This is a genomic window from Streptomyces sp. NBC_01190 (assembly GCF_045039895.1).
Taxonomy (GTDB): Bacteria; Actinomycetota; Actinomycetes; order Streptomycetales; family Streptomycetaceae; genus Actinacidiphila.
This window is the reverse complement of sequence record NZ_CP108580.1, coordinates 852,261-864,387: the sequence shown is the minus strand read 5'-3', so window position 1 is coordinate 864,387 and position 12,127 is coordinate 852,261. Positions and strand designations below refer to the sequence as shown.

The 12,127-nt window shown below is 73.5% G+C and carries 12 protein-coding genes; all 12 read left to right on the top strand.

Features of this window, described 5'->3' with window-relative positions:
- Positions 1–936 (top strand): carbohydrate ABC transporter permease, encoded by a 936-nt coding sequence (locus OG519_RS03745; RefSeq protein ID WP_405578607.1) that lies wholly within the window; start codon positions 1–3, stop codon positions 934–936.
- The gene (locus OG519_RS03740; protein ID WP_405578605.1) at positions 936–1,844 is read left to right on the top strand and encodes a carbohydrate ABC transporter permease; all 909 of its coding nucleotides are present in this window, start codon (positions 936–938) and stop codon (positions 1,842–1,844) included. Before OG519_RS03745 ends, OG519_RS03740 begins: the two co-directional genes overlap by 1 nt.
- Entirely contained in the window at positions 1,841–3,979 is a 2,139-nt protein-coding gene (locus OG519_RS03735; protein ID WP_405578602.1) for an alpha-galactosidase, read from the top strand. The genes OG519_RS03740 and OG519_RS03735 overlap by 4 nt, the downstream gene beginning before the upstream one ends.
- 88 nt (positions 3,980–4,067) lie before the next feature.
- Entirely contained in the window at positions 4,068–4,829 is a 762-nt protein-coding gene (locus OG519_RS03730; RefSeq protein WP_405578599.1) for an SDR family NAD(P)-dependent oxidoreductase, read from the top strand.
- A 64-nt stretch (positions 4,830–4,893) separates the two neighbouring features.
- Positions 4,894–5,628: a FadR/GntR family transcriptional regulator gene (locus tag OG519_RS03725; RefSeq protein WP_405578597.1), complete on the top strand. Its 735-nt coding sequence runs from the start codon at positions 4,894–4,896 to the stop codon at positions 5,626–5,628.
- On the top strand, positions 5,625–6,770 hold the full coding sequence (gene dgoD / locus OG519_RS03720) for a galactonate dehydratase (protein WP_405578594.1): 1,146 nt from the start codon (positions 5,625–5,627) through the stop codon (positions 6,768–6,770). The genes OG519_RS03725 and dgoD overlap by 4 nt, the downstream gene beginning before the upstream one ends.
- Positions 6,764–7,696: a hypothetical protein gene (locus tag OG519_RS03715; protein ID WP_405578591.1), complete on the top strand. Its 933-nt coding sequence runs from the start codon at positions 6,764–6,766 to the stop codon at positions 7,694–7,696. Before dgoD ends, OG519_RS03715 begins: the two co-directional genes overlap by 7 nt.
- 218 nt (positions 7,697–7,914) lie before the next feature.
- Complete coding sequence (locus tag OG519_RS03710; protein WP_405578589.1) at positions 7,915–8,562, top strand: bifunctional 4-hydroxy-2-oxoglutarate aldolase/2-dehydro-3-deoxy-phosphogluconate aldolase; 648 nt, start codon at positions 7,915–7,917, stop codon at positions 8,560–8,562.
- The gene (locus tag OG519_RS03705) at positions 8,559–9,605 is read left to right on the top strand and encodes a sugar kinase (RefSeq protein WP_405578587.1); all 1,047 of its coding nucleotides are present in this window, start codon (positions 8,559–8,561) and stop codon (positions 9,603–9,605) included. The genes OG519_RS03710 and OG519_RS03705 overlap by 4 nt, the downstream gene beginning before the upstream one ends.
- Before the next feature lie 27 nt (positions 9,606–9,632).
- A complete protein-coding gene (locus OG519_RS03700) occupies positions 9,633–10,781 on the top strand; it encodes an anion permease (protein ID WP_405578585.1) in 1,149 nt (382 codons plus the stop codon).
- A 125-nt stretch (positions 10,782–10,906) separates the two neighbouring features.
- The gene (locus OG519_RS03695; protein ID WP_405578583.1) at positions 10,907–11,137 is read left to right on the top strand and encodes a hypothetical protein; all 231 of its coding nucleotides are present in this window, start codon (positions 10,907–10,909) and stop codon (positions 11,135–11,137) included.
- A gap of 55 nt (positions 11,138–11,192) precedes the next feature.
- Positions 11,193–12,116 carry a polyphosphate kinase 2 gene (gene ppk2 / locus OG519_RS03690; RefSeq protein ID WP_405578580.1) on the top strand — a complete coding sequence of 308 codons (924 nt, stop codon included), beginning with the start codon at positions 11,193–11,195 and terminating at the stop codon, positions 12,114–12,116.
- Positions 12,117–12,127: the final 11 nt, after the last annotated feature.

Sequence of the window (12,127 nt, the reverse complement as noted above, 5' to 3'; positions counted from 1 at the left end):
ATGGCGGTACTCACCGCCGCCCGGCGGCGCGCCCGGCGCGGCGGACATGCCGGGGCGGCGGGCGGCAAACAGGCCACCCGGATGCCGCCGGTGGTGCTCGCCTTCGTCCTGATCCCCCTGCTCGCCGAGGGCTTCTGGGTGTTCTGGCCGGCCCTCCAGGGCTTCTATCTGTCCCTCACCAAATGGGACGGCATCTCCCCGCCGCGCTTCATCGGCCTCGCCAACTACCGGGAGATGGTCCACGACAGCGTCTTCCACACCGCGATGCTCGACACCGTGCTGTGGCTGGCCCTGTTCGGCGGCCTCTCGGCGCTCCTCGGCCTCGGGGCGGCGCTGCTGCTCCAGCAGGAGCGCCGCGGCGTCGGCTTCTACCGGGCCGCGCTCTTCCTGCCGGTGGTCTTCTCGCTCACCGCCACCGCCCTGGTGTGGCAGGCGATGTACCAGCCCGACGGGCTGATCGACAAGACCTTGTCCGGTGTGGGACTCGGCAGCCTCACCCACCCCTGGCTCGCCGACCAGGACACCGCGCTCTACGCGGTCATCGTCCCCGCCCTGTGGCGCCAGATCGGCTACGTGATGGTGCTCTACCTGGCCGGCCTCAAGGGCATCGACCCGGCGCTCTACGAGGCCGCGAGGGTCGACGGCGCCGGCCGGTGGCAGCAGTTCCGGCACATCACCCTGCCGCAGCTCCGCAGCGTCAACGCCGTCGTCCTGTCGGTGATCATCATCGACAGCCTGCGCTCCTTCGACGTGGTCTGGGCCCTCACCCGCGGCGGCCCCTACCACTCCTCGGAGCTGCTCAGCACCTACATGTACTCCACCGCCTTCCAGTCGCTGCGGCTCGGCTACGGCTCCGCGCTCGCCGTCGTCATCTTCGTACTGGCCTTCGGTGTCATCGCGTCCTATCTGATCCGGGCGTTCAAGGAGGCCGACTGATGAGCGTCACCCACACCGCCACCCAGCGGACCGGCACGGCAGCCGACACCCGGCCGCCGACCCCGGCCCGCGCCCCGCGGGTCCGGCGCCGGGTCTGGGGCACCGTCGCCTTCCACACCGGCGCCGGGCTGCTCTCGGCGCTGTGGCTGGTGCCGATCGCCGTCGTCCTGATCACCGCCACCCGCTCCTTCGACGACATCGCCGGCCACGGTCTCGGCAGCGCCCCGCACTCCTTCACCCTCGGCGGCTTCCGCCAGGCGTGGGTGGCCGGCGGCCAGCGACAGGCCCTGATCAACAGCCTGATCGTCTCGGTGCCGACCGTGCTGATCTCGCTGCTGCTCGCCTCCATGGCCGCCTTCGCGCTCAGCCGCTACGACGTGCCCTTCCGCCGGGTGCTGCTGCTGCTGATGCTCAGCGGAAACCTGCTGCCACCGCAGATCCTGCTCATCCCGGTCTCCAAGCTCAGCGAGCAACTCGGCATCTACGACTCGCTGTACGCCCTGATCGGCGTGCAGGTCGGCTTCGGCGTCGGCTTCTACGTCTTCGTGCTGCACGGCTTCATGCGGGCCATCCCGGCGGAGATCCAGCAGGCCGCCGTCATCGACGGCGCCGGGCCCTGGCAGATCTACACCCGCGTCATCCTGCCGCTCGCCAGGCCCGCCCTCGCCGCCCTCACCGCGCTCGCCTTCACCTGGATCTTCAATGACCTGCTGTGGGCGATCACCGTACTGCGCTCGGACACCAAGATGCCGATCACCGCGTCACTGCTGGGACTCCAGGGGCAGTACGTCTCCCAGTGGAACGTCATCGCCGCCGGTTCGGTGATCGCCGCCGCCCCGACCGTCCTCGTCTTCCTCCGGTTCCAGCGGCACTTCGTGGCCGGACTCAACCTCGGAGCCGTCAAGTGACCCCCGCCCGCGAGGAGACCGCGCCCGGTCCCTGGCTGCTGCGCACCGAGCACACGGTGTACGCGGTCCGGCTCGCCGGCGACGGCCGCTGGGCGGAACTCGCCGCCTGGGGCCCGCACGGCGCCGAGACCGGACCCTCGCCGCTCGACCCGTCGCGCCGGACCCACTTCATCACCCCCGCGGACGCGGCCCCCGCCGAGTACCTCCCCACCGGACTGCGGCCGTTCACCGGCGCCGACCTCACCGTCCGCCGCCCCGGCGGCGAACGCGGCCTGTGGTGGACCTTCACCGGCGCCGACCACGACGGGGACACCGCGCTGCGGCTGGAGTTCACCGACGGGCCGACCGGCCTGCGCACCACCCTGTGCTATCGGACCGTGCCCGGCACCGACGTCGTACTGCGCTGGACCGAACTCCGCAACGCCGGCACCGAGGACCTGCGCCTGGAGACCCTCGACTCGGCCGCCGTCAACGTGCCCGTGACCGGCGGCGCCCGGCTGACCTACCTGGCCGGACAGTGGTCACAGGAGTTCCAGCGCCACCAACTCGACCTCACCCGCGGCCGGTTCGAGATGTCCTCGACCCAGGGCGTGCCCGGCCACGCCTACGCGCCCTGGCTCGCCGTGCAGGACGCCGCCGACGCCGCCGAGCACGACGGGCCCGCCTACGGCGTCGCCCTCGAGTGGTCGGGCAACTGGCACCTCACCGCCGACGCGGAACCCGGCGGCGCGGTGCGGATCCGGGCCGGCCGTGTCCCGCACGAGGGAGCCGCCCTGCTGCGGCCAGGAGCCGCCCTCACCACCCCGCGGCTCGCCTGCGTGTCGAGCACCGAAGGACTCGACGGGCTGTCCCGGGCCTGGCACCGCTACGAGCGCGCGCTCGCCGGCGAACGGCTGCACCGCACCCGCAAGGTCCTCTACAACTCCTGGGAGGCCACCGGCTTCGGCGTCGAGGCCGGCGCGCAGCTCGAACTCGCCTCGATCGCCGCGGACCTGGGCGCCGAGCTCTTCGTCGTGGACGACGGCTGGTTCACCGGCCGCCACGACGAGAAGGGCGGCCTCGGCGACTGGCACCCCGACCCCGCCGCCTTCCCCGGCGGAACGGGCGGACCCGGCGGGTTCGACGAGTTCATCGCCCAGATCCGGGCCAAGGGCATGGACTTCGGCCTGTGGGTCGAGCCCGAGGCGATCAGCCCCGCCTCCCGGCTCCACGCCGAACACCCCGACTGGGTCTACCGGATCGACGGCCGCCCGGCGACCCTCGTCCGCGAACAGCTCCTGCTCGACCTCGGCCGGGCGGACGTCCAGGACTTCGTCATCGGCACCCTGGACCGGCTGCTCACCGAGCACGCCGTCGACTACCTCAAGTGGGACATGAACCGCCCGCCCACCGAACGCGGCCGCCCCGGCGGCGCGCCGGCCGGGGAACAGGACCTCGACGCCGACCATGTGGCCGGCTATCTGCGGGTCCTCGACCATCTGCGGAACCGGCACCCGCACGTCACCGTCGAGGGCTGCGCGGGCGGCGGCGGCCGGATCGAACACGCCACCCTGGCCCGTACCGACGTGGTGTGGCCGAGCGACAACACCGCGCCGCTCGACCGGCTCGCCGTCCAGTACGGCTATCTGCACGCCCACGCCGCGCACACCATGAGCAGCTGGGTCACCGACGCCCCCGGCGTCTTCGACCCGCGGCCCCGCTCGCTCGCCTTCCGCTTCGTGCTCGCCGCGGCCGGTGTCCTCGGCATCGGCGCCGACCTGCGGCACTGGACCGCCGCCCAACGCGCCGAAGCGGCTGGCTGGGTGGCCCGCTACAAGCAGGTACGGGACGTCGTCCACCACGGCGAGGCCCGGCTGCTCGGCGCACCCGTCGACCCCACCTGCGGGGTGCAGTACGACGCGCCGGACGGTGACCGGGTCGTGGTCGCCGCCTGGAGCACCGGCCGGCTCGACGGCGCGCCGCTCGTCCCCGGCCGCGCCGCCCGGCTGCGGCTGCGCGGCCTCGACCCGGCCGCCCGCTACACGGACGACAGCACCGGAACCCAGTACAGCGGCGCCCATCTGCTGCACTACGGACTGCCGTTGACCTGGACCGCCGCCCACGACGCCGAGTTGGTCACCCTGCTCCGGCAATGAGCCAACGGAGTAAGGCGATTGGCGAACCCGCCCCCATCACGTCACTAGAGTCGCGACACCACCGCACCCCGAGGAGTCGACCCGCCCCATGAATGTCACCGCCGCCCGATTCGCCGGACAGGTGGCCGTCGTCACCGGCGCCGCCTCCGGGATCGGCGCCGCCACCGCGCGGCGCCTCGCCGACGAGGGCGCCCGCGTGGTCCTCGCCGATATCGCCGAGGCCGCGGGGCAGGACGTCGCGGCGGGGATCCGCGAGCGGGGCGGCGACGCCGTGTTCGTCGCCGCCGACGTCTCCTCGGCCGGCGACTGGGACCGGATCGTCGCGCGGGCCCACACCCTCGGACCGGTCGACGTGCTGATCAGCAACGCCTACACCGTCGATGTCAGACCGGCCCACGAGACGACCCTCGCCTCCTGGGAACGGCAGCTCGCGGTCAACCTCACCGGCGGCTTCCTCGGCGTCAAAGCGCTCCTGCCCGACCTGCGCGAGCGCCGCGGCGCGATCGTCCTCACCTCCTCCGTGCACGCCCACAAGGGCATCCCCGGCCACCCGGCCTACGCCGCCTCCAAAGGGGCGCTGCTCTCGCTGTGCGGACAACTCGCCGTCGAATACGGCCCCGAGGTCCGCGTCAACGCCGTCCTGCCAGGACCCATCCTCACCGCCGCCTGGGACCGCGTGCCGCAGCCGGACCGGGACAAGAGCGTCGCCGAGACCGCCGCCCGCCGCTTCGGCAGACCCGAGGAGGCCGCCGCCGCCATCGCCTTCCTGGCCGCGCCCGAGGCGTCGTACATCACCGGGGCGAGCCTGCTCGTGGACGGCGGCTGGAGCGTCGTCAAGGCCTCCGCGTGATCGGCGCCCGCCCCACCCGGCATGCCGACCGACATGCCGGCCGACCCGAGAGAGGCAGAACGACATGACGCCATACGCGCGCCGCGGCGTGCACGGCCAGACCGTGGAGACCCTCGCGCGCCGGGTGCTGAGCGGTGCGATCCCCGAGGGCGCCACACTCGATCTCCCGGCGCTCCAGGCCGAGTTGGACGTCAGCCTGACCGCCCTGCGGGAGTCCCTGAAGGTCCTCGCGGCCAAGGGCATGGTCGACGCCCGGCAGAAACGCGGCACCTTCGTGCGGGCCCGCGCCGACTGGAACCTGCTCGACGCGGACGTGCTGCGCTGGCAGTTCGCCGGCGGCACCGCGGCCGGCGCCGACCTGGCGGTGCTGCGCAACCTCGGCGAGGTGCGCGGCATCATCGAGCCCGCCGCGGTCCGGCTCGCCGCCGTCCGCCGCACCGAGGACGACCTGACCGCGCTCGACGCGGCGCTCACCGCGATGAGCCGGCAGGACGGCGGCCCCGCGCACGCCGTCGAGGCCGACCTCGCCTTCCACCGCGCGCTGCTCGCCGCCACCCACAACGAACTGCTCGAACGCATGGAGATGGTCATCGAATCGGGACTCGCCCACCGCGACCAGATCGTGCACAGCTCACCGCACGGCGAGGACCCGGTGCCCAGCCACCGCGCCGTCCTCGACGCGGTCCGCGACCAGGACCAGGACGCGGCCGAGCGCGCCATGCGGGCCCTGCTCGACCAGGCCGTACGCGACCTGGACCTGGTGCACGGCGCCGACTCCCCGGCGGAGGACGCCCGGTGAAGATCGTCCGCGTCGAGACCTTCCTGGTACCGCCCCGCTGGCTCTTCTGCCGGATCGAGACCGACGAGGGGCTGGTCGGCTGGGGCGAACCCGTCGTCGAGGGCCGCGCGGAAGTGGTGCGCGCCGCCGTCGAGGTGCTCGCCGAATACCTCGTCGGCCAGGACCCGTTGCGGATCCAGGACCACTGGCAGGTGCTCACCAAGGGCGGCTTCTACCGGGGCGGCCCGGTGCTCTCCAGCGCGGTGGCCGGCCTCGACCACGCGCTGTGGGACATCGCGGGAAAGGCGTACGGCGCGCCCGTGCACGCGCTGCTCGGCGGCCCGGTCCGCGACACCGTACGCGTCTACGCCTGGGTCGGCGGCGACGAACCGGCCCGGCTGACCGAGGAGATCGGCGCCCAGATCGAAGCCGGCTTCACCGCGGTCAAGATGAACGCGGCGGGCCGCACCGACGCGCTCACCACGCCGGCCGGCACCGCCGCCGTGGTGGCCCGGGTGGCCGCCGCCCGGGAGGTGCTCGGCCCCGACCGCGATGTCGCGGTCGACTTCCACGGCCGCTTCAGCCCGGCCGGCGCCCGCCGGGTCCTGCACGCGATAGCCCCGCTGCACCCGCTCTTCGTCGAGGAGCCGCTGCTGCCCGAACACGGCCACCTCACCGCGTCGCTCGCCGCCAACACCCCCGTACCGCTCGCCACCGGTGAACGGCTCTACGGGCGGGGTGAGTTCCTGCCGGTGCTCAGCGCCGGCATCGCCGTCGCCCAGCCCGATCTGTCGCACGCCGGCGGCATCACCGAGGTCACCCGGATCGCGGCGCTCGCCGACACCTTCGGCGCCCAACTCGCCCCGCACTGCCCGCTCGGCCCCATCTCGCTCGCCGCCAGCCTCCAAGTGGCCTTCTGCACACCCAACTTCCTCATCCAGGAACAGAGCCTCGGCATCCACTACAACAAGGACGCCGATCTGCTCTCCTACCTCCTCGACCCCGAGCCCTTCCGCTTCACCGACGGCCACGCCCATCGCACCGCGCTGCCGGGACTCGGTGTCACCGTCGACGAGAACGCCGTCCGGGCCGCCGACCGCACCGGGCACGCCTGGCGCAACCCGGTCTGGCGGCACGACGACGGCTCCTTCGCCGAATGGTGAGCCGGACGCCGGAGAGGGCGCAAAGCCGTCCACCGGAGGTGCGGATCACCACCGACCCCGCCCACGGCGGCCGCTGGACCTCGCTGCGGGCCGGGACCCGGGAGTGGCTGTGGCGGCGCGAGGAGCCGCGCAGGGCGGGCGCGCGGCCGGGTGACGACTTCGCCGACGCGGGCGGCCTGGAGGAGTGCGTGCCCACCGTCCGGGGCATCCCGGACCACGGCGACGCCTGGTCCCGCCGGTGGACCGCGCGGGGCGACACCGCCTCCGTGCGCTGCCCGGACTTCCACCTCACCCGCCGCATCACCACGGAACCCGGCCGGGCGGTCGCCGACTACCGGCTGACCGCCGACCCCGGCTACCGCTTCCTGTGGGCGGCGCACGCGCTGCTCGATGTCTCCCCGCGGGGGCGGATCGCCATCGCCGAGGGCGCGCCGGGCCGCTGCTACCCGGACGGCGGCGCGCGGTGGACGCCGTTCGCCTGGCCGCGCGCCGGAGAAGAGCCGGCGGGCGGGAGGCCGCTGGGCGGCGGTCCCACGGGCGGCGGCCCGGTGGGTGGCGGGTCAGCGGGTGGCGGGCCCACGAGCGGCGGCCCGGTGGGTGGAGGCGCCGCAACCGTGACCCGCTTCGACCTGCTCGGCCCGGACGACGGCACGGCGCTCGGCGCGATCATGGCGACCTCGACGGCGACCGTCCACGACGGCCCCGACATGCTGGCGTTCACTCTCGAAGCCCCCGGCCAGCCCGTCTCCGTCGCCCTGTGGCGCAACCTCCGCGGTTTCCCCGAACCGGCCCCCTATCGCTCGATCGGTGTCGAACCCATGCTCGGCCGCGCTTTCGACCTGGGCGCGGCCACCGACGAGGACTGCGCGCGGGTGCCGGCCGGCGGCGAGGTCCGCTGGCGCCTGACCGTCACCGCGTCGCCGTGACTGACCGCCGGGCGAAACGGCCGGCCGGGCCCGTATCCACTGCCCCATATCAACCGACGATCCCGCGACCCCGCCCGCGACGGACGAGGCGCGGGCTCCCCGGCCCCGGTCGCCCGCCCGCCGTCCGGTGTAGCCCGTCGTCACACCGTCACCGCTCGCGTCACCTCCCGGGGCCGGGCCCAGCCGCCCGCCCCGGCTCATCGGAAAGGAGCCCGCACATGGACCTGTTGGCCGCGCTGCGTACCCACCGGCTCGTCGCGATCGTGCGCGGCAGCGAACCGGACGCCGCCTACCGGGCGGTGCTCGCCCTCGTGGCCGAGGGCGTCGCCCTGGTCGAGGTCTCGCTCAGCGGGGCCGGCGCGCTGGACGTGATAGCCCGGGCCCGTACCGCGCTGGGCGCCGGCGCCCCGCTCGGCGCGGGCACCGTGCTCAGCGCGGACGACGCGCGCGCCGCGCACCTGGCCGGGGCGGACTTCGTGGTCACCCCCGCGCTCGGCGAAGGGGTCGGCGCCGCCCGTGCGTTGGGCCTTCCGGTACTCGCCGGGGTGATGACGCCGACGGACGTGCTGACCGCCCGGCGGATGGGCGCGACCGCGCTGAAGATCTTCCCCGCCGAGCAGGCCGGCGGCCCCGGCTACCTGCGGGCCCTGCGCGGACCCTTCCCCACGCTCCCCTTCGTCCCCGTCGGCGGTGTGGACGCGGACGCCGCCCGGGCCTATCTCGCCGCGGGCGCCACCGCCGTCGGCGTCGGCTCCCCGCTGCTCGGGGACGCCGCGGACGGCGGTGACCTGGCCGCGCTGCGGACCAGGGCGCGGACCTTCCTCGCCGCCGTGCGGGACGTCGGCGCGGGCGGGAGCGAGCGGTGATCCGGCTCGCCGAAGGGCCGGTCGTCTGCGTCGGCGAGACCATGGCCGCGCTCGTGCCCGAGCCGGTCGGACCACTCGTCGCCGCCGAGGCACTGTCGATCGCGGTGGCCGGGGCCGAGTCGAACGTGGCGATGTACCTCGCCGACCACCGGGTGCCGGTGCGCTGGGTGTCCGCGCTCGGCGACGATCCGTTCGGGCGGCGGGTGCTGGCCGAGGTGGCCGCGCCGGGGGTGGACGTGAGCGGCGTCCGTACCGATCCGTCCCGGCCGACCGGACTGCTCGTCAAGGACCCGGGGACCGCCGCCACCCGGGTCCACTACTACCGGCGGGGCTCGGCCGCCGCCGCCCTCGGCCCGGAGGCGCTGACCGGCGCCGCCGTGCGCGACGCGTCGCTGCTGCACCTGACCGGCATCACCGCCGCGCTCTCCCCGTCCTGCCGGGACCTGGTCGAAGCGGCGCTGCGCGGCCCGCACCCGGTGAGCTTCGACGTCAACCACCGGCCCGCCCTCTGGTCCGACGGCGGCGCGGCCGAGGTGCTGCGCGACCTCGCGGACCGCGCCGACCTGGTCTTCGTCGGCCTCGACGAGGCCCAGGCCCTGTGGGGCGCCGCGGTCGCCGCACCCGGCGACATCCGTACGCTCCTGCCGGGACCGCGACTGCTCGTGGTCAAGGACGGCGCGACGGCGGCCACCGTCTACGACGGACCGACACCGCACACCGTGCCCGCCCTCCGTACGAGGGTGGTCGAACCCGTCGGCGCGGGCGACGCCTTCGCCGCCGGGTTCCTGGCCGGCCTGTACCGGGCGGAGCCGCCGGACCGGGCGCTGCGGCTCGCCCATCTCACCGCGGGCGCCGCGCTGCGCGTCGCGGGCGACCACGGACCGCTGCCGTCCGCGGCCCGGATCGCCCGGCTGCTGTCCGCGCCGGAGGCGCAGTGGCGCCGGCTCGGCCCGTCCGGCGATCCGCCGCCGGGGCCGGGCGGCGGGTCGCCCGACGGCGGTTCGCCAGCGCGTACCCGACCTTCACGTGTCCTTCCCCGTTAGGACGCCTGCCACTGCTTACCTGGTGCGATGGACCACATCACCTTCATTGTGGCTTTGGTCATCGTCACGGCTCTGGCCTTCGACTTCACCAACGGTTTCCATGACACGGCCAACGCGATGGCCACGTCGATCGCGACCGGCGCCCTGAGACCCAAGGTCGCGGTACTGATCAGCGGGGTGCTCAACCTGGCCGGCGCGTTCCTCTCCACCGAGGTGGCCAAGACGATCTCGGGCGGCATCGTCGACGACGCCGTGGTCACCCCGGGCATGATCTTCGCCGGGCTGGTGGGAGCCATCCTGTGGAACCTGGCCACCTGGCTGGTGGGACTGCCGTCCAGTTCGACCCATGCCCTCTTCGGCGGGCTGATCGGCGCGGTGTGGGTCGGCGCGGGACGCGAGGGCGTCAACTTCGACAAGGTCGTGGAGAAGATCCTGATCCCCGCGGTCGCCTCGCCGATCGTCGCGGGTCTGGCCGCGATAGGGGCCACCTATCTCGCCTACCGTTTCACCCAGCGGGCTCCCAAGGACACCGTCACCAAGGGCTTCAGGTCCGGGCAGCTCGCCTCGGCCTCCCTGGTCTCGCTGGCGCACGGCACCAACGACGCGCAGAAGACCATGGGCATCATCACCCTCGCGCTGATCTCCTGCGGCGCGCTCGGCAAGAACGCCGGGCCGCCCCTGTGGGTGATCCTCACCTCGGGACTGGCCATCGCCACCGGCACCTATCTCGGCGGCTGGCGGATCATCCGCACCATGGGCAAAGGCATCGTGGACATCCAGTCGCCGCAGGGCTTCGCGGCCGAGTCGGCGGCCACCTCGGTGATCCTGACCTCGGCCAAGCTCGGCTTCCCGCTCTCCACCACCCAGGTCTGCGCGGGCGGCATCCTCGGCGCGGGGGTCGGCCGCAGGCTCGCCGAGGTCCGCTGGGGCACCGCGGGACGGATGGCGCTCGCCTGGCTGGTGACGCTGCCCGCCGCCGCGGCGGTCGGCGCGCTCGCGGCCGGCGGCGTGGTGCACGGCGGCACCCTCGGCACCGTACTGATCGCCCTGGCGGCGCTCGCCGTCGCGCTGGTGATCGTGGTGCTGTCCCGCCGCCACCCGGTGGACGCCGAGAACGTCAACAACACCCCGGACGCCACGCCCACCGAGCCGGAACGCGCCGGGGCGGGCACCTGATCCGCCAGGCGCCGCCGACACCGCCGACACCGCCGATACCGATACCGATACCACTAATACCGCCGATACCGACAAGGTCGACCAGGTCAGGGGAGACAAGCCGTGACGAGGGCAGGAGGATCCGTATGAGCATCGCGTGGGGGTCACTGGGGGATGTCGCCCTGGTGAGTATCGGCGCCACCATCGCCGTGGTGGCCATGTTCGCTCTCGGGGTGCGCACGCTGGCCGAACGTGACACGGCTCGCGCGCACGGCGGGAATGGTACGTTTCAGCAGGTCAGTGCGGGTGCGTGTTTTCTGGTGTGCGCCGCCGCGGTGCTCTACGGGCTGTATCTGATCATCCCTCAGTTCCACTAGGCCCACCAGGCCACACGTAGGCAGTACGCGGCGACGGAAGGCGGGCGGGCGAACGATGACGACGAGCACCACCTCCCAGGGGTACCCCCTGCTGGAGGGAATGAAGGTGGACTACACCGACCAGGACGACCCGGTGCTGATCCGCCCGGACGGCAGCGTCATCGACACCTGGCGGGAGAACTATCCGTACGACGCGCGGATGGAGCGGCCGGAGTACGAACACCACAAGCGGCTCCAGCAGATAGAGCTGCTCAAGCTGCAGAGCTGGGTCAAGGAGACCGGGCAGCGGCTGGTCATCGTCTTCGAGGGACGGGACGCGGCCGGCAAGGGCGGCACCATCAAGCGGTTCATCGAGCACCTCAATCCGCGCGGCGCGCGGGTCGTCGCACTGGAGAAGCCCACCGAGCGGGAGAGCGGGCAGTGGTACTTCCAGCGGTACGTGGCGCATCTGCCGACCGCCGGCGAGATCGTGCTCTTCGACCGCTCCTGGTACAACCGGGCCGGTGTGGAGCGGGTGATGGGCTTCTGCTCGGACGACGAGTACCACCGCTTCATGCGGCAGGCGCCCGCCTTCGAGCGGATGCTGGTGGACGACGGCGTGCACCTGGTCAAGTTCTGGTTCTCGGTCTCCCGCAACGAGCAGCGCACCCGGTTCACCATCCGCCAGGTCGACCCGGTACGGCAGTGGAAGCTCAGCCCCATGGACCTGGCCTCGCTCGATCTGTGGGACCGCTACACCGAGGCGAAGGTGGCGATGTTCCATGAGACCGACACCGAGTACGCCCCGTGGACGGTGGTGAAGAGCAACGACAAGAAGCGGGCCAGGGTGGAGGCGATGCGCAGCGTGCTGGACCGCTTCGACTACGACGACAAGGATCTGGACGTCGTCGGCGCCCCCGACCCGCGGATCGTCGGCGCCGCCGCCAACCTGCTGGAGGCGGGCGAGGACGCCGCCGCCCGCTCGGAGCTACGGCCCTGAGGCGATCGAGG